Origin of the sequence: Paraburkholderia mimosarum LMG 23256 = NBRC 106338 (assembly GCF_000739815.1) — a bacterium.
Taxonomy (GTDB): domain Bacteria; phylum Pseudomonadota; class Gammaproteobacteria; order Burkholderiales; family Burkholderiaceae; genus Paraburkholderia; species Paraburkholderia mimosarum.
This window is the reverse complement of sequence record NZ_BBJJ01000024.1, coordinates 20,588-37,126: the sequence shown is the minus strand read 5'-3', so window position 1 is coordinate 37,126 and position 16,539 is coordinate 20,588. Positions and strand designations below refer to the sequence as shown.

General features: G+C 67.5%; 15 protein-coding genes and 1 riboswitch. Of the genes, 12 read left to right on the top strand and 3 right to left on the bottom strand.

Annotated elements, in window-relative coordinates; all coding sequences use genetic code 11:
* The first annotated feature begins 213 nt into the window (after window positions 1–213).
* The 5 genes from fliE to BMI01S_RS18815 all read left to right on the top strand — a co-directional run bounded on the left by fliE (window position 214) and on the right by BMI01S_RS18815 (window position 3,580).
* Window positions 214–549 carry a flagellar hook-basal body complex protein FliE gene (gene fliE, locus BMI01S_RS18835; RefSeq protein WP_028212053.1) on the top strand — a complete coding sequence of 112 codons (336 nt, stop codon included), beginning with the start codon at window positions 214–216 and terminating at the stop codon, window positions 547–549.
* A gap of 144 nt (window positions 550–693) precedes the next feature.
* On the top strand, window positions 694–1,140 hold the full coding sequence (gene fliS / locus BMI01S_RS18830) for a flagellar export chaperone FliS (protein ID WP_028212054.1): 447 nt from the start codon (window positions 694–696) through the stop codon (window positions 1,138–1,140).
* Complete coding sequence (locus BMI01S_RS18825) at window positions 1,137–1,469, top strand: flagellar protein FliT (RefSeq protein WP_028231371.1); 333 nt, start codon at window positions 1,137–1,139, stop codon at window positions 1,467–1,469. The genes fliS and BMI01S_RS18825 overlap by 4 nt, the downstream gene beginning before the upstream one ends.
* A 144-nt stretch (window positions 1,470–1,613) precedes the next feature.
* On the top strand, window positions 1,614–3,152 hold the full coding sequence (gene fliK / locus BMI01S_RS18820) for a flagellar hook-length control protein FliK (protein WP_028231372.1): 1,539 nt from the start codon (window positions 1,614–1,616) through the stop codon (window positions 3,150–3,152).
* Window positions 3,149–3,580: an EscU/YscU/HrcU family type III secretion system export apparatus switch protein gene (locus BMI01S_RS18815; protein WP_042290146.1), complete on the top strand. Its 432-nt coding sequence runs from the start codon at window positions 3,149–3,151 to the stop codon at window positions 3,578–3,580. The genes fliK and BMI01S_RS18815 overlap by 4 nt, the downstream gene beginning before the upstream one ends.
* Here the strand turns inward: BMI01S_RS18815 and BMI01S_RS18810 are convergent.
* Both BMI01S_RS18810 and BMI01S_RS18805 read right to left on the bottom strand, forming a co-directional pair.
* Window positions 3,558–5,048, bottom strand: coding sequence for a coniferyl aldehyde dehydrogenase (locus BMI01S_RS18810; protein WP_081723450.1), 1,491 nt, complete (start codon window positions 5,046–5,048; stop codon window positions 3,558–3,560). The genes BMI01S_RS18815 and BMI01S_RS18810 overlap by 23 nt on opposite strands.
* 83 nt (window positions 5,049–5,131) lie before the next feature.
* Window positions 5,132–6,880: an isovaleryl-CoA dehydrogenase gene (locus tag BMI01S_RS18805; RefSeq protein ID WP_028231374.1), complete on the bottom strand. Its 1,749-nt coding sequence runs from the start codon at window positions 6,878–6,880 to the stop codon at window positions 5,132–5,134.
* Between the two features lie 385 nt (window positions 6,881–7,265).
* Here BMI01S_RS18805 and BMI01S_RS18800 point away from each other — a divergent pair, with 385 nt between their 5' ends.
* Entirely contained in the window at window positions 7,266–8,906 is a 1,641-nt protein-coding gene (locus BMI01S_RS18800) for a GMC family oxidoreductase (protein ID WP_028231375.1), read from the top strand.
* Window positions 8,907–8,946: 40 nt separating this feature from the next.
* Here BMI01S_RS18800 and BMI01S_RS18795 read toward each other — a convergent pair whose 3' ends face one another.
* Window positions 8,947–9,894, bottom strand: a complete 948-nt coding sequence (locus tag BMI01S_RS18795; protein ID WP_028231376.1) for a LysR family transcriptional regulator — start codon at window positions 9,892–9,894, stop codon at window positions 8,947–8,949.
* 154 nt (window positions 9,895–10,048) lie between these two features.
* Here BMI01S_RS18795 and BMI01S_RS18790 point away from each other — a divergent pair, with 154 nt between their 5' ends.
* From BMI01S_RS18790 to BMI01S_RS18760, 6 genes are all read left to right on the top strand, one after another.
* Window positions 10,049–10,528 (top strand): CidA/LrgA family protein, encoded by a 480-nt coding sequence (locus tag BMI01S_RS18790; protein WP_028212061.1) that lies wholly within the window; start codon window positions 10,049–10,051, stop codon window positions 10,526–10,528.
* A 40-nt stretch (window positions 10,529–10,568) separates the two neighbouring features.
* Window positions 10,569–11,291, top strand: a complete 723-nt coding sequence (locus tag BMI01S_RS18785) for an LrgB family protein (RefSeq protein ID WP_028212062.1) — start codon at window positions 10,569–10,571, stop codon at window positions 11,289–11,291.
* Window positions 11,292–11,584: 293 nt separating this feature from the next.
* A riboswitch (S-adenosyl-L-homocysteine riboswitch) is annotated at window positions 11,585–11,703 on the top strand.
* A gap of 33 nt (window positions 11,704–11,736) precedes the next feature.
* On the top strand, window positions 11,737–13,155 hold the full coding sequence (gene ahcY / locus BMI01S_RS18775) for an adenosylhomocysteinase (RefSeq protein ID WP_028231377.1): 1,419 nt from the start codon (window positions 11,737–11,739) through the stop codon (window positions 13,153–13,155).
* A gap of 134 nt (window positions 13,156–13,289) precedes the next feature.
* Complete coding sequence (locus BMI01S_RS18770) at window positions 13,290–13,643, top strand: phage holin family protein (RefSeq protein WP_028203399.1); 354 nt, start codon at window positions 13,290–13,292, stop codon at window positions 13,641–13,643.
* A gap of 31 nt (window positions 13,644–13,674) precedes the next feature.
* The gene (gene metF / locus BMI01S_RS18765) at window positions 13,675–14,505 is read left to right on the top strand and encodes a methylenetetrahydrofolate reductase [NAD(P)H] (protein WP_028212064.1); all 831 of its coding nucleotides are present in this window, start codon (window positions 13,675–13,677) and stop codon (window positions 14,503–14,505) included.
* A gap of 314 nt (window positions 14,506–14,819) precedes the next feature.
* Window positions 14,820–16,454 (top strand): ABC transporter substrate-binding protein, encoded by a 1,635-nt coding sequence (locus BMI01S_RS18760; protein ID WP_028231378.1) that lies wholly within the window; start codon window positions 14,820–14,822, stop codon window positions 16,452–16,454.
* Window positions 16,455–16,539: the final 85 nt, after the last annotated feature.

The window sequence follows — 16,539 nt, the reverse complement described above, 5'->3', positions numbered from 1 at the left end:
AGCCGATTGCGCGAATAGAGCCGGGTTTTCCCCCTAGTTTCGGGGCTGTCGAAAACGGCCCGCTGCTATGCTCTCCTCCAGATTCGGCGTCCTGTCGGCGCGCCGTGCCGGCCCGGGCCGCCGCATGGCTCGACGTCCGGCCTCGGGGCTCGTCCCCGAAACCCCGCGTTGTCCTTCGCATGCCCTTCGCATGTCCTTTTTCGTGGAGCAAACATGACCGTGCCAGTATCCCCGCTCACGTCCGCCCTCGCGCAAATGCAGTCGATGGCGGCGCAGGCGGCCGGCGGCCCCACCGCAGCCGACGAGAAGTCGGGCGCGGCGACGGCCGGCGGGTTCGCCGCGGCCCTCAAGTCGTCGCTCGACCAGATCAGCGACGCCCAGAAGAAGGCGGTCGGCGAGTCGCAGGCGTTCGAGCTGGGCGCGAACAACGTGTCGCTCAATGACGTGATGGTCGACATGCAGAAAGCCAACATCGGCTTCCAGTTCGGCTTGCAGGTGCGCAACAAGCTCGTCGCGGCCTACACCGACATCATGCAGATCCAGGTCTGACGGCACCCGAGGCGTCCGCCCGCTCGATGCGCTAAAGCTTCTTCCCCTACGATCCGATAACCCGGCTAGAACTGCTCGTCGCGGCGCATGCGCCGCCTGCCGGGCGACCGCATTCACAGCCACACGTATCGAGGAGAAGCGCCGATGTTTTCCCCTGCCCAGTCTGGAGCCAACGCCTATGCACGAGTGGGCGTCGAAACGGGGGTCATGGGTGCAAGCCCGCACAAGCTGATCGTGCTGCTCTATCAGGGCGCGCGGCAGGCCATCGCGCAGGCACGGATGCATTTGCAGGCCGGCAACGTCGGCCCGCGCTGCGAGGCGATCGCCAAGGCGATCCGGATTGTCGAAAGCGGGCTCCAGCTCGCGTTGAACCTCGAGGCGGGCGGCGAGATCGCGCAGCGCCTCAATGCGCTCTACAGCTACATGACGAAGCGCTTGCTGGAAGCCAATATCAATCAGAGCGAGACCATGCTGGTCGAGGTCGACGGACTGCTGGCTACGCTCGAAGAAGCCTGGTTGGGGATAGGGCCGGAAGTGGCGCGGATGGCCGAAAGGGCGTCTGCGTCAGCGCCCGGCTCATTGACGAGATGAGTTCAAAAGCAGACTACTTCGCCCGCTACGAAGCGATCGCGGCTGTCTCGGGGCAGATGCTTTGCGCCGCGCGCGATGCGCACTGGAACGATCTGATCGGCCTGCAGGAGAAATACCGGCTCCTCGTCGATGGCCTCAAGGATGCCGAAGGGGTCGTACGGCTCAACGTTGCCGAAAGGGCGCGCAAGTACGAACTCATCCGCCAGATTCTCGCGGACGATGCCGCCATTCGCGACCTCGCGAGCCCTTGCATGGCGCGGCTTTCGGCACTCTTTTACGGCACCGCGCAGCCTGCGCGGGTCTTGCAGGAAATCTACGGCGCGCGCTAGCGCGGCGCGCCGGCGTGCCGGCGCAGGTCTGGCGCGCGACGGCTCGAAGCCTCGGCCGTGACGGGCAACGAGCGCCGCGCAAGGCATCGGCACAGAGGTCAACAGGAACGGGCAGCCAAGCGCCGTGCGCAGATCCGGAACACCATGAACGGAATCGACACCGGAGCCGCCGCGCTCCAGGCAAGCCGCATCGCGGCGCTCACGCCGGTCGGCCCGCAAGGCGCGGCCGGGGCGGCGCAAACGGGCGTCTCCGCGCTTGCCACGGGCACCGCGGCGCTCGCCGACAGCGAAACCAGCACCAGCAGCGCCCAGAACTCGACGCAGACTGTCCTTTCGGCGGTTGCGCTGGCGCTCGACGCCATCATCCGCTCGGGCGGCGAGGCGACGCCCGCCGTGGTGGGCCGTGCGCCGCTCTGGGCGAATCCGGATGCCGGCGGCACGGCCGGCGCGGCTGACGGCGCGGCCTCCTTGCCGCTGCCCGGCGTCGCAGGCGCCGAAGCCCAGGCGGTGGAAGCCGCACTGCTGGCCGACACGGCGCTCGCGGCGCAGGCCGTGGCCGCAGAGGCGCTAGCCGGCGCGGCCGACGCCGCGAGCAGCGCCGACGCGCAAGCCGCGTCTCCTCAAACCGCACAAACCACACAAACCACGCAGACCACGCAAAGCGCCCAGGCCGGACAAACGAGCCAGGCCGCCCAGGCTGGCGCCGTGGCGCTTGCCGGCCCGGTCGCCGCGCTGGCGGCATCGCTCGCGCAGACCGTGAGCGCCAGCGGACTCTTCTACGAAGCCCATCTCGCGCAGTGGCTGCGCGGCCAGCGCTCGCCCGCCGAGCTTGCCGACGAGCCGCAGAACCGCCTGCTCGGCTCGAACGCGCAGCTTTCGCTCGACTGGAGCCGAGCCGCGGACGAGATCGACGACGTGCAGTGGACCGAAACCTTCGCCGACGCGCCAGGCGGCCCGCGCGGCGAGGCGGCCAACGCCAGTGCCGCCAACCCCAACGCGGCGTTGGCGCGCGCCTTCCCCGCGCTGGCCGATCCGCACGGCGAGGCGCCCATGGGGCAAACCCAAGGCCTGGGGCGCGCGGCCGCGACGCTGGCCGATACCCTGCTGCCCGCCGTGCACGACACCGCCGCGCAGGCTGCCGGCCCATCGGTGCATCCGGCGGTGATTCCGCTCGTTCGCCAGCAGCTCGACCTGCTCGCGACCGGCGAGTTTCGCTGGAACGGTGAGGCCTGGCCGGGCGTGCGAGTCGACTGGAGCATCCAGCAGGACGACTATGACGCCCACGATCCCCACCATGGCGCAGGCGGGGTGGGCCCCGACGACATTCCATGGCGCACGCGCCTCACGCTCGCGCTGCCGCAACTCGGTACCGTCGATGCGGAATTGATGCTCACGGGCTCGACGCTGGCCGTGCGGGTGCAGGCGAGCACGGGCGGTGCGGCGCAGCTCACCGCGCAAAGCGACGCGCTGCGCGGACGGCTCGAAGCGCTCGGTCTCACGCTCGCCGGGTTCACGATCCGCGAGATCGGCGGCGGCGCGGGGGCGAGCCCCGCCGAAGCGGCCAGGGCCGCGAGCGCGTACGCCGCGCAAACCGCGTCTGGCGCGCCGGCCGCGCCGGTCAGCCCCACGGCGGATGCGCACGGTGCCCGCGAGGATCGAGATCAAGACTGGGAGCTGGGATGAGCCGCACGCACCGCAAGAGCGCCGCGGCGCTCGCCTACGATGCCCCCGAAGCCGACGGCGCGCCGCGCGTGGTCGCGAAGGGCTACGGCCTCGTCGCCGAGATGATCGTGCAGCGCGCGCGGGAGGCCGGCCTCTACGTGCACGAAGCGCCGGAGATGGTTTCGCTGCTGATGCGCGTGGACCTCGACACGAAGATCCCGCCGCGGCTTTATCAGGCGGTGGCAGAACTGCTCGCGTGGCTGCACCGGCTCGAAGCGGAGAACGACGCGAAGGCCAAAGCGGCGGCGCAGGCGCGCCACGGCAATCCTGCCGCGAGCGCGGCCGGCGGCGCCCCGCGCGATATCCACGACGTTCGCGGCATGCGGGAGATCGGCGGCGCCCGCGGCGGCCGCCCCGCGCTGCCCTTCAAGCCTTCAACATCAACCTGATCAGCATGGCGATCCGTCTGCCGTAGGGCGGCGCGATGAGTGTCCGCGCGTTCAGGCGCGCCTGCGTGAACACCGGCTTCATCTTCGAGAACGTCACGAAGCCCTCGTAGCCGTGATATGCCCCCATGCCGCTCGCGCCCACGCCGCCGAACGGCAGCCCCTCGGCGGCGAGGTGCAGGAGCGTCTCGTTGACCGACATGCCGCCCGCCACCGTTTCGCGGGTCACGCGCTCGACCGTGCGCGAGTCGTCGGCGTAGACGTAGAGCGAGAGCGGGCGCGGGCGCGCGTTCACGTAGCGCAGGGCCTCGTCGAGCGTGTCGTAAGGCACGAGCGGCAAGATCGGTCCGAAGATTTCTTCCTGCATGAGCGCCGTCTGTGCGCCCGCCTGCGTCACGATGACGGGCGCGAAGCGCCGCGTCGCGGCGTCGTGCGGGCCGAGCGCGTGCAATTGCGCGCCGCTCGCCTCGGCTTCGCCGGCGAGACGTTGGAGGCGCTCGAAGTGGCGCGCCGAGATGATCGACGTGTAGTCGCGGTTGTTCGAAAAGTCGGGATAGAGCTGCGCGAAGCGCGTGCGCGCGCGCGCGATGAAGGCCGCTTCCTGACCGCGCGGCAGCAGCACGTAGTCGGGCGCGATGCAGGTCTGTCCCGCATTGAGCGTCTTGCCTAGCAGCACGCTGTCGACCGCGTAGTTCAGGCGCGCCTCTTCGCCGATGATCACCGGCGACTTGCCGCCCAGCTCGAGCGTGACGGGCGTGAGGTTCGCGGCGGCCGCGCGCATGACCTCGTGACCCACGCGCGTCGAGCCCGTGAACAGCAGATGGTCGAACGGCAGCGCGCTGAAGGCGGCGCCCACCGCGGCATCGCCGTTCACGACGGCCACGTGGTCGCGCGCGAAGGCCTTGCCGATCAACGCCTCGAAGAGCGCCGACGTGCGCGGCGTGAGTTCCGACATCTTGATCATGGCGCGGTTGCCCGCCGCGAGCGCGCACACGAGCGGGCTCGCGGCGAGCAGCAGCGGATAGTTCCACGGCACGACGATGCCCGCCACGCCGAGCGGCTGCGGCACCACCTTGGCGCGCCCCGGCAGCAGCCACTTGCCCACCGGGCGCCGGCGCGGCTTCATCCAGCGCGCGCCGTGCCTGAGCGCCGCGTCGATCTCCTGCTTGAGGACCACGAATTCCGCGAGCGCGACTTCCGCTTTCGAGCGCTGGCCGAAGTCGGCGTTCATCGCTTCGGCGAGCGCGTCGCGGTGCGAGAACAGCACGTCGCGCAGCGTCTTGAGATGGCGCGCGCGCGTTTCCCACGACGGGAACGGGTCGCGCAGGAAGGCTTCGCGTTGCGCGGCGAGCAGCGTGTCCAGCGCGGCGCGCGGGTCTGGCTCGCGGGCATCATGTGCAGCGCGCGCGTCGTGCGTGGCGTGCGTGGCGTGCGTGTCGTGGGCGGTGGCTTCGGGCAGATCCTGCCTCATGGTCGGTCCTCGTGAGGTCCGCCGACGCTGTGGCGCGCGGGCGAACGGTGCGTGTGCGATAGATGGATGGTCGGGGCAGGTTCTCAGCGCGATGGAAAGGCACGCTCGATGATCGCCGCGTGATCGAAGCGCGCGGGCAGCGTCCCGAACACGCGGTCGCAGTCGGCGTCGTGCTCGTCCAGACGCGTGGCGATGAACGCATCCGCCGTCTCATGCGGTCCCTCGTGCGCGGCTTCGCGCAGCAGGATGGCCTGCGCGATCAGCACGATTTGCTGCGCGATGCGCCGCGCGCTTGTCTCGCGCGTGCCCGGCGCGCCGTTGAGCAGCACCGAGAGGCGGTCGAGCGCGGCGTCGAGCACGGGGTGAGTCTGCGCGTCGCGCCGCCACGCGAGAAAGAGCGCCTGCGCGGCGTCGGCCTCGCGCTCCAGCGCGCGCAGCACGTCGAGGCACATCACGTTGCCCGAGCCCTCCCAGATCGAGTTGACGGGCGCTTCGCGGTAAAAGCGCGCCATGGGCCCTTCCTCGACGTAGCCGTTGCCGCCCCACACCTCCATGGCCTCGCCCGTGAACGCGAGCGCGCGCTTGCAGACCCAGAACTTCGCGGCCGGCGTGACGATGCGCCGCCAGGCGCGCGCTTCGAGCGCGGTCGTGTCGACGCTGTCTTCGTCGGGTCGGGCATCGGCGCTGTCCTCGAATGCGCGCGCGAGGCGCATGAAGAGCGCCGTCGCCGCCTCCGATTCGAGCGCGAGATCGGCCAGCACGTTCTGCATGAGCGGCTGCTGCGCGAGCGGGCGGCCGAACGCGCTACGGTGGCGGGCGTGATGGATCGCCTGCACGAGCGCCGCGCGCATGAGCGCCGCGCTCCCGATCACGCAGTCGAGCCGCGTGTAGTTCGCCATCTCGATGATGGTCGCCACCCCGCGGCCTTCGTCGCCGACCATGACACCGTACGCGTCGAAGAACTCTACTTCGCTGCTCGCGTTCGAGCGGTTGCCGAGCTTGTTTTTCAGACGTTGCACGTTCACCGCGTTTTTCGTGCCGTCGGGGCGATAGCGCGGCACGAAGAAGCACGAGAGACTGGGGGCGCCCGAGCCGTCATGCTCCGTGGTGCGCGCGAGCACAAGATGCGCGTCGCACTGCGGCGCGGAGAAGAACCACTTGTGGCCGGTGAGCAGATAAGCCGCGCCGCGGCCCGTCTCGATGCCCGCCGCCCGCGCCTCGGTGCGGTTGCTGCGCACGTCGGAGCCGCCCTGTTTCTCGGTCATGCCCATGCCGATCATCATCGAGCGTTTTTGCGCGAGCGGCACGTCGCGCGTGTCGTGCTCGCGTGTGTAAAGCGCCTCGCGCAGCGTTTCGAACAGCGCCGGCTCGCGCTGCAGCACGGGGATGCTCGCGAACGTCATGGTGAGCGGGCAGAGCGAACCCGACTCGATCTGCGCATGGAGGAAGTAGCCCGCGCAGCGCGCGGCCATCGCGCCTGGGCGCGGGTCCGAGTAGGGCAGCGCGTGCAGCCCTTGCTCGCGCAGCAGCGCGAGCAGTTCGTGCCAGGCCGGATGGAATTCGATCTCGTCGATGCGCTCGCCGCGCGGGCTGTGCGTGTGCAGTTCGGGCTCGTGGCGGTTGGCGAGGTCGGCGAGTGCGAGCGTTTGCGCTTTGCCCAGCGCCTCGCCGTGGCGCGTCAGGGTTTCGCGGTGCCAGTCCGCGCCCGCGCGCGTGAGCGCCTCGCCGAGCGCGGCGTCGGTGGTGAAGAGGTTGTAGTCGGCAAGCGGCGGCGCCTGGTTCGTGACTTCGTGTGTCGTGCCGGGGCGATGCGTGACGTCCGTCGAGTTCATTTGCTTGTCTCCTGTCGGCCAGAGTGAGTGCCTGCTCCTCCGATTCCATGCAAAGCATGCTGCCCGCTTCGCGTGCGGTCATCCGTGTTGTGTTCGTTGTCGTGACCGGGGGCGGCTTGGCGCACCGTCCTCGCCCCGCGAAGCGTTAGCGAAGTGATCGATGCCTGTGCGCTCCAGCGTTTCCTGTGCAGCTTGCTGGAACCTTTCCATTTCGGCGCTGACGCCTGAGCCGCCTTCCATCATAGGCGGCGAGGCCGTGCCACGATTAGAGGTGGCGCTCTGACATAAACGCTGCCCCTGTCCCGCACGCATTCCTACAATGCGCGAGCAAAGCCAGAAACGAACGAGCGTGCATGTAGCATGCCACGACAGGAGACTGGAGACGATGCAATACGATTACATCATCGTAGGCGGCGGCTCGGGCGGCGCCTCGCTGGCCGGGCGCCTGGCCGAACGCTGCCCTGACGCGAGCATCGCGCTCGTCGAAGCGGGGCCGCACACGGCGCGCAATCCGCTCGTCAAGATGCCGCTCGGGGTCGCGGCCCTCGTGCCGTTTCGCACGCGAAACAACTACGCCTACGAGACCGTGCCGCAGCCGGGGCTCGCCGGCCGGCGCGGCTACCAGCCGCGCGGCCGCGGCTTCGGCGGCTCGAGCGCCATCAACGCGATGATCTACACGCGCGGCCATCCCCTCGACTACGACGAATGGGCGCAACTGGGCTGCACGGGCTGGGCGTGGCGCGACGTGCTGCCGTACTTCCTGCGTGCCGAAGACAACGAGCGCGGCGCGAGTGCCTGGCATGGCACGGGCGGGCCGCTCGCCGTGGCCGACCTGCGCGAGCGCAATCCGGTGGCGGTACGGTTTGTCGCCGCCGCGTGCGAGGCAGGCTTTCGCCTCAACGACGACTTCAACGGCGAGGAGCAGGAGGGCGTCGGCTTCTATCAGGTGACGCAGCGCGGCGGCGAACGCTGGACGGTGGCGCGCGCCTGGCTGTACGACGAGACACGCGCACGCAAGCTGCCGAACCTGCATCTGATCGCAAACGCCACGGTGCTGCGCGTGACGTTCGATGGGGCGCGCGCGAGCGGCGTGGAGCTTGCGCGCGGCGGCGCGATCGAGACGCTCGAGGCGCGCGCCGAGGTGATCCTCGCGGCGGGCGCCTTCAACTCGCCGCAGCTGCTGATGTGCTCGGGCATCGGCCCCGCCGAAGAGTTGCGCGCGCTCGGCATACCCGTGCGTCACGACGCGCCCGACGTCGGGCGCAACCTGATCGACCACATCGATTTCACCTTCAACAAGCGCGTGCATTCGAGCGAGACCGTGGGCTACTCGTTGCGCGGCGCGGCGCGTATGAGCGCGGGCCTCGTGCGCTATCTGGTCGGGCGGCGCGGCATGCTCACGACGAACGTCGCGGAGGCGGGCGGCTTCCTGAAGAGCCGCCCGGAGCTCGACCGGCCCGACCTGCAACTGCACTTCTGCACGGCGCTCGTCGACGATCACAGCCGTCGCCTGCACTGGGGCCACGGCTACTCGCTGCACGTGTGCGTGCTGCGCCCGGCGAGCCGCGGCACCGTCACGCTCGCGAGCGCCGACGCGCGTGTGGCGCCCGTGATCGACCCGCGCTTTCTATCCGATGTTCGCGATCTCGACGCGCTCGCCAATGGCGCACGCATTGCCCGGCGCATCCTCGACGCGCCCGCGCTCGCGCAACTGGGCGGCAGCGAGCTTTACACCGATCCCGGCCAGAGCGACGCGCAACTGCGCGAGACGATCGCCCGCCATGCCGACACGATCTATCACCCCGTAGCGACTTGCCGCATGGGAGGCGACGAACGCTCGGTGGTCGATCCGCAATTACGCGTGCGCGGCGTGGAGGGCCTGCGCATTGCCGACGCCTCGGTCATGCCGACGCTCATCGGCGGCAACACGAATGCGCCGACCGTGATGATCGGCGAGCGCGCCGCCGACTTCATCGCGCACGCGAGACATGCGAGCGATACCGGACTTCAGCGCGTGGTGGTTTGATGCACCGCCTCGCGTTTTCTGCTTTTCCGCGGCCGTGGCTTCAGGACGATTGCCCCGGCCGCTTCTCCAGCCCCGGCGGATGCACGAAGTCATCGAGGAACGTGAATGGCTTGCCGTACTCCGCGCGCGCGACTTCGAGCCAGGCGCGCGCCGCGTGCGATAGATAGCCGCTGCGCTTCCAGCCGATCGCCATGTCCCAGGTGATCTGCGGCTCGCTCACGGGCAGGCAGGTGAAACGCTCGGCGTCGAGCCGGCGCACATACGGCGCGGGCAGCAGCGCGATGCCCACGCCGGCCAGCACGAGCGCCGCCATCAGGTCCCAGTGGCCGCTGCGCCCCACCACCTGCGGCACGAAGCCGGCCGTACGGCACGCGTTGAGCACGACGTCGTTGAGCGCGAGGCTCTCGCCGTAGAACACGAACGGCTCGCCGGCCAGCTCCGCGAGCGGCACCGCGAGCTTGTTGTCCCAGCGCGAGCCGCGCCGCGCCACGAGCCACAGCAGCTCGTGCGAGATCGGCAAGACGTCGATGAGCGCGGGATCCACGGGCAGCAGCACGCCGCCCAGCTCCAGTTCGCCCGAGATCAGCGCGGCCTCGATCGCCCGTGAGCCCTGCTCGAAGAGCTTCAGTTCGATTCTCGGATAGCGCTGGCGGAACGTCGCGATCGCGGGCGTGAAGAGCGAGCCGCCCATCGGCGGAATGCCGATGGTGAGTTCGCCGCGCCCGAGCGTGCCCAGGTCGGCAAGCTCGGCCTCCAGTTGCGCCTGCGCGGCGAGCACGTCCTGGCCGCGCTGGTAGACGATGCGCCCGGCGTCGGTCAGCACCATCTGGCGTGCGTCGCGCAGGAGCAGCTGCGTGCCCGTCTCGTCTTCGAGCGCCTTGACCATCTTGCTGATGGTCGGCTGTGTGACATGCAGTTTTTCGGCTGCGGCGGTGAAACTCTGTTGCCGCACCACCTCGATGAAATAGCGAAGCGCGCGCAGTTCCAAGATCGGGACTCCACAAATGTGCAGGAGGAACGCTCAGCGGTGTGCCGAGTTGGTGCATTCCAATAGGGAATGTAACTGATGATTCTAAGTCATTATGTTTATGGAGCGTGGAACCCTATACTGACTTCCATTCCAGTGTCACTTAGGGTTTGCCATGACTACTCCGAACACGACCGCGAAAGTCTCCGCAAGCGCCGCGCGCAACGGGGATGGCGTGGCGGGCCTCGGCCGGCGCATCGGGCGCATCGCGGCGCAGGCTGCGCTGCTGGCGGGCGTCTGGTATGCCGCCGACGCGCTCACGCGCGTTACGCATCTGCCGGTGCCGGGCGGCGTGGTGGGCCTCGTGCTGCTGCTAGCGCTGCTTCTCTGCGGCGGCGTCACGCCGCGCTGGGTAAAGGCGGGCGCCGACTGGCTGCTCTCCGACATGCTGCTGTTCTTCATCCCGGCCGCTGTCGCGGCGGTCAAGTACGGCGGCCTCTTTCGCGCCGACGGCTGGCGTCTCGCGCTCGTCGTGGTGGGCGGCACGCTGATGGTGATGGTGGCCGTGGCGTTCGCCGTCGAGCAGGCCGCGCGCCTCGAGCGGTGGCTCGCGCTGCGCCGCGTGCGCAACACGCGCCACCTGGCGCGGGCTTGAGGCGTGAGGCGCCTGAATCGACAATGAAGGTGACTGCATCATGAACGCGTTCTATTCGTCGCTCTTCGCCGACGACGCCGCGCGGCTCATCGCCGCCGTCTGCTTCATCCTGACCGTCGCGCTCTATTTCGCTTCGAAGGCGCTCTATGCGCGCTTTCGCGCGCCGTGGCTCACGCCGCTCGTCGCGGTGCCCGTGGTGCTCGGCGTGTTCGTCCTCGCGCTCCATATTCCCTACCCCGTCTACTTCCAGGACACGCGCTGGCTCATGTGGCTGCTCGGCCCGGCCACGGTGGCCTTCGCGGTGCCGATCTACGAATACCGCGACCTCATCAGGCGCCACTGGATCTCGCTCACGGTGGGCGTGACGGTCGGCATCGTCGTGGCGGTGGGCGGTTCGCTTGCGCTGGCCAAGCTCCTGCACCTGTCTCCCGAGTTGCAGCGCAGCCTCATGACGCGCTCGATCTCCACGCCGTTCGCGCTGGCCGTGTCCGACAAGATCCACGCGCCGCGCGACCTCACGGCGCTCTTCGTGATCGCCACGGGCGTGTGCGGCATGCTGTTCGGCGAGCTGGTGCTCGGCCTCGTGCCACTGCGCACGCGGCTCGCGCGGGGCGCGCTCTTTGGCGCGGCGGCCCACGGCGTGGGCACGGCGAAGGCCCGCGAGCTGGGCAGCGAAGAGGGCGTGGTCGCGAGCCTCACGATGATGATCGCGGGCGTGGTGATGGTGCTGCTCGCGCCAGCGCTCGGGTTCCTGCCGGTTTGATGGGCGGCGGGCGCGCTCGCGCCCGCTTCATCGCGTACCCGGACGTCGCTTACCCGCGTATCGCCGACGCGCATGTCGCCAATGCGCATGACGCCGACGCGCATGTCGCCTACGCGCATGTCGCCGACGCGCATGTCGCCAACGCGCATGTCGCCAACGCGCACGTCGCCAAAGCACAGGTCGCCAACGCGCATGTCGCCAACGCGCACGTCGCCAAAGCACAGGTCGCCAACACACACGTCGCCAATGCGCCTGCGCGCGGAGGCCATTCCGATTTGCTACAATCTCGGCTCGCTTTCGAGGAGCGTTGCGACGGGTTTTCTCTAACCCGCCAGGCTCGAAAGTGCTTCAATCCGGTTCAATCCACGGAAATCCCACGGAATCGACCGCACTGAAACGGCGCTCACGTCTTTAATTTCTAGTCACTTTTAGAAAGGAGGGCGTGATGAACGCCGCAGTTCCGCAAGATCAAGCCAACGATTTCATCGTCGCCGATATGTCGCTCGCCGGCTGGGGCCGCAAGGAGCTCGACATCGCCGAGACGGAAATGCCCGGTCTCGTGCAGATTCGCGAAGAGTACAAGGCGCAGCAGCCGCTCAAGGGCGCGCGCATTGCCGGCTCACTGCATATGACGATCCAGACGGGCGTGCTGATCGAGACCCTGAAGGCACTCGGCGCCGAAGTGCGCTGGGCCTCGTGCAACATCTTCTCGACCCAGGACCACGCGGCCGCCGCCATCGCGCAGGGCGGCACGCCGGTGTTCGCGTTCAAGGGCGAATCGCTCGACGAATACTGGGAGTTCTCGCACCGCATCTTCGAATGGCCGAACGGCGAGTTCGCCAACATGATCCTCGACGACGGCGGCGACGCCACGCTCCTGCTGATCCTCGGCTCGAAGGCCGAAAAGGACCGTTCGGTCATCGCCAAGCCCACGAACGAAGAGGAAGTCGCGCTCTACAAGTCGATCGCCGCGCACCTCGACATCGACCCGACGTGGTACTCGAAGCGCCTCTCGCAGATCAAGGGCGTGACCGAAGAAACCACGACCGGCGTGCACCGCCTGTACCAGATGGAAAAGGATGGCCGCCTGCCGTTCCCGGCCATCAACGTGAACGACTCGGTCACGAAGTCGAAGTTCGACAACCTGTACGGCTGCCGCGAGTCGCTCGTCGACGGCATCAAGCGCGCGACCGACGTGATGATCGCGGGCAAGATCGCGGTCGTTGCCGGCTACGGCGACGTGGGCAAGGGCTGCGCGCAGTCGCTGCGCGGTCTCGGCGCGACCGTGTGGGTCACGGAAATCGATCCGATCTGCGCGCTGCAGGCGGCGATGGAAGGCTACCGCGTCGTGACGATGGAATACGCCGCCGACAAGGCCGACATCTTCGTGACGGCAACGGGCAACTACCACGTGATCGGCCATGACCACATGAAGGCGATGCGCCACAACGCCATCGTCTGCAACATCGGCCACTTCGATTCGGAAATCGACGTCGCTTCCACGCGCCAGTACCAGTGGGACAACATCAAGCCGCAAGTCGACCACATCATTTTCCCGGACGGCAAGCGCGTGATCCTGCTGGCCGAAGGCCGCCTCGTGAACCTGGGCTGCGCCACGGGCCACCCGTCGTTCGTGATGTCGAACTCGTTCACGAACCAGACGCTCGCGCAGATCGAACTGTTCGTGGAAGGCAAGAAGTACGAGAACAAGGTGTACGTGCTGCCCAAGCATCTGGACGAGAAGGTCGCGCGCCTGCACCTCGCGCGCATTGGCGCGAACCTGACCGTGCTCTCCGACGACCAGGCTGCGTACATCGGCGTCGACAAGAACGGTCCGTTCAAGCCGAACCACTATCGCTATTAACAGGCTTAAGGACCGTTTAAGCGATCGGGCGGATGCTGACCCCAATCCCTGCGCACGCAACGTGCGTGCGGACCGCGGGCGGCATCCGCCGCCGGCCCTGCCGACATAAAAGCAACGATGCAAAAGGAGTCCTTATGACCGTGCTGCTGACCTGGCTGATCAACGCGCTCGCGCTCCTGATCATCACCTGGCTCGTTCCGTCGATCCACATTCGCAGCTTCGGCACCGCGCTCATCGTCGCGATCGTGCTCGGCCTCATCAACGCCGTGCTGCGCCCGCTCCTGATCGTGCTCACGCTGCCCGTGACGATCCTCACGCTCGGCCTCTTCATCCTCGTGGTGAACGCGCTGTGCTTTTGGCTCGCCGCATCGCTCCTGAAGGGCTTCGAGGTATCGGGCTTCTGGTCGGCATTCTTCGGCTCGATCCTGTACAGCATCGTGTCGTGGCTGCTCTCGGCGCTGATTTTCGGCAACCGCAGCCTCGGCTGACGCTAGCCAAGGCCTTTACGGCCTCATCAACATGAAACCGATCGAACTTTCATTCGAATTCTTCCCGCCGAAGACGCCGGACGGCGTCGAGAAGCTGCGCGCCACGCGCGCCCAGCTCGCGACGCTCAAGCCGAAGTTCTTCTCGGTGACGTTCGGCGCGGGCGGCTCGACCCAGCAGGGCACGCTCGATACCGTCGTCGATATCGCGAAGGACGGCATCGAAGCGGCGCCCCACCTCTCGTGCATCGGCTCCTCGAAAGAGAGCCTGCGCGCGATTCTCGGCGAATACCGCTCGCACGGCATCCGCCATATCGTGGCGCTGCGCGGCGACCTGCCCTCGGGCATGGGCGCGGTGGGCGAACTGCGCTACGCGTCGGAACTCGTCGCCTTCATCCGCGAGGAAACCGGCGACGCTTTCCATATCGAAGTGGCCGCGTATCCCGAGTACCACCCGCAGGCGCGCTCGCCGCGCCACGACCTCGAAGCGTTCGCCCAGAAGGTGAAGGCGGGCGCCAATTCGGCGATCACGCAGTACTTCTTCAATGCCGACGCGTATTTCCGCTTCGTCGAAGACGCGAAGAAGCTGGGCGTGGATATTCCGGTCGTGCCCGGCATCATGCCGATCACGAACTACACGCAGCTGATGCGTTTTTCCGAGATGTGCGGCGCCGAAGTGCCGCGCTGGGTGGCCAAGCGCCTCGAAAGCTTTGGCGACGACCGCGAGTCGATCCGCGCGTTCGGCCTCGACGTGGTGACGGACCTGTGCCGCCGTCTCGTCGATGCGGGCGTGCCGGGCCTGCACTTCTACACGCTCAATGCGGCGTCGGCGACCAAGGCCATCTGCGAGCGGCTCGGGTTTTGATCTCTCGCCGGCGGCGCAAGTCGCCAGGCGGCAAAAAACCGCGCGGTTCCCGAACGGGCCGCGCGGTTTTTTATTGAGAGCGCGATTCGAGCGGGGTACATGACGGCGCAGCGCGTGGCAATTCGGCGCGGTATTGTCCTGTTCCAGCAAGCCAAACCAGGCAAATGCACGCTGCATCGCAGCATGCGGCAACGGCTGCTCCTGTCAACCCGGCGTTTTCCGCAAGCGACGGGACTTTTGGTTGCTTGACTGCGGCACGTGCTCAAGTAAGATCGCGCTACGCTGGCGCAAGCCGGCATTGAACCGGAGGAAACATGAAACAAAACAAACTGTTGCGTGCGGCACGAATGACGTCTCTCGTGGCGCTCGCAGCGGCATCGATTGGCGGCGCGCCGCTCGCTCACGCGGCGCAAAGCATTCCGAACAAGACGCTCGTCTACTGCTCGGAAGGCAGCCCCGCTGGCTTCGACCCGGCCCAATACACGACCGGCACCGACTTCACCGCGAACACGTTCACCGTCTATAACCGCCTCGTCGAATTCGAGCGCGGCGGCACCAAGGTCGAGCCGGGCCTCGCGCAATCGTGGGACGTTTCCGCGGATGGCAAGACCTACACGTTCCATCTGCGCCATGGCGTGAAGTTCCAGACCACGTCGTTCTTCAAGCCCACGCGCGAATTCAACGCCGACGACGTCGTGTTCTCGTTCGAGCGCATGCTCGATCCGAACAACGCGTTCCGCAAGGCGTATCCGGTGTCGTTCCCGTACTTCACCGACATGGGCCTCGACAAGCTGATCGCGAAGATCGAGAAGGTCGACCCGTACACGGTCAAGTTCACGCTGAACGAGCCGAACGCGCCGTTCATCCAGAACATGGCGATGGAATTCGCCTCGATCCTGTCGGCTGAATACGCCGATCAACTGCTGAAGGCGGGCAAGGCCGCCGACATCAACCAGAACCCGGTCGGCACGGGTCCGTTCATCTTCAAGAGCTACACGAAGGACGCGACGATCCGCTACGACGGCAATCCCGACTACTGGAAGCCGGGCGCCGTGAAGCTCGCGAAGCTGATCTTCTCGATCACGCCGGACGCGAGCGTGCGCGTGCAGAAGATCAAGCGCGACGAGTGCCAGGTGATGAGCTATCCGCGTCCCGCCGACATCGCGCCGCTGAAGGCCGAGCCGAACATCGCGATGCCGTCGCAGCCGGGCTTCAACCTGGGCTACCTGTCGTACAACGTCACGCACAAGCCGCTCGACAACGTCGATGTGCGCCACGCGCTCGACATGGCGATCAACAAGAAGGCGATCATCGACTCGGTGTACCAGGGCGCTGGCCAGCTCGCGACCAACCCGATGCCCCCCACGCAGTGGTCCTTCGTGAAGAACCTGCCGGCGAATGCGTACGATCCGGAGAAGGCCAAGGCGCTGCTCGCCAAGGCCGGCCAGTCGAACGGCTTCGAGATCACGCTGTGGGCGATGCCCGTGCAGCGCGCCTACAACCCGAACGCACGCCTGATGGCCGAGATGATCCAGGCCGACTGGGCCAAGATCGGCGTGAAGGCGAAGATCGTCACGTATGAGTGGGGCGAATACATCAAGCGTGCACACGCGGGCGAGGACGACTCGATGCTGATCGGCTGGACGGGCGACAACGGCGACCCCGACAACTGGCTCGGCACGCTGCTCGGCTGCGAGGCCGTGAACGGCAACAACTTCGGCAAGTGGTGCTACAAGCCCTTCGACGAACTGGTCCAGAAGGGCCGCCAGACGTCGGAAGTCGCGCAGCGCACGAAGTTCTACCAGGATGCGCAGCATATCTTCGCCCAGCAACTGCCGTTCTCGCCGATCGCCCACTCGACCGTCTATCAGCCGGTCAGCAAGAAGGTGACCGACATGCGCATCGAACCGCTCGGCTACGCGCGCTTCGACGGCGTGGGCATGCAGTAAGGATAATCGGGTAAGACTTTTCGCTCGGTCCGCTGATCAGCCCGGACCGGCGGAAAATGGTCCGGCGACCGGGGTCACGAGCCCC

Bases quoted from the DNA above. Each gene is read 5' to 3' on its own strand.
- BMI01S_RS18800 (WP_028231375.1), top strand. From the start codon at position 7,266: ATGCAATACGATTACATCATCGTAGGCGGCGGCTCGGGCGGCGCCTCG.
- BMI01S_RS18815 (WP_042290146.1), top strand. From the start codon at position 3,149: ATGAGCCGCACGCACCGCAAGAGCGCCGCGGCGCTCGCCTACGATGCC.
- BMI01S_RS18825 (WP_028231371.1), top strand. From the start codon at position 1,137: ATGAGTTCAAAAGCAGACTACTTCGCCCGCTACGAAGCGATCGCGGCT.
- BMI01S_RS18760 (WP_028231378.1), top strand. From the start codon at position 14,820: ATGAAACAAAACAAACTGTTGCGTGCGGCACGAATGACGTCTCTCGTG.
- fliS (WP_028212054.1), top strand. From the start codon at position 694: ATGTTTTCCCCTGCCCAGTCTGGAGCCAACGCCTATGCACGAGTGGGC.
- BMI01S_RS18790 (WP_028212061.1), top strand. From the start codon at position 10,049: ATGACTACTCCGAACACGACCGCGAAAGTCTCCGCAAGCGCCGCGCGC.
- fliK (WP_028231372.1), top strand. From the start codon at position 1,614: ATGAACGGAATCGACACCGGAGCCGCCGCGCTCCAGGCAAGCCGCATC.
- BMI01S_RS18770 (WP_028203399.1), top strand. From the start codon at position 13,290: ATGACCGTGCTGCTGACCTGGCTGATCAACGCGCTCGCGCTCCTGATC.
- metF (WP_028212064.1), top strand. From the start codon at position 13,675: ATGAAACCGATCGAACTTTCATTCGAATTCTTCCCGCCGAAGACGCCG.
- ahcY (WP_028231377.1), top strand. From the start codon at position 11,737: ATGAACGCCGCAGTTCCGCAAGATCAAGCCAACGATTTCATCGTCGCC.
- fliE (WP_028212053.1), top strand. From the start codon at position 214: ATGACCGTGCCAGTATCCCCGCTCACGTCCGCCCTCGCGCAAATGCAG.
- BMI01S_RS18785 (WP_028212062.1), top strand. From the start codon at position 10,569: ATGAACGCGTTCTATTCGTCGCTCTTCGCCGACGACGCCGCGCGGCTC.
- BMI01S_RS18805 (WP_028231374.1), bottom strand. From the start codon at position 6,880: ATGAACTCGACGGACGTCACGCATCGCCCCGGCACGACACACGAAGTC.
- BMI01S_RS18810 (WP_081723450.1), bottom strand. From the start codon at position 5,048: ATGAGGCAGGATCTGCCCGAAGCCACCGCCCACGACACGCACGCCACG.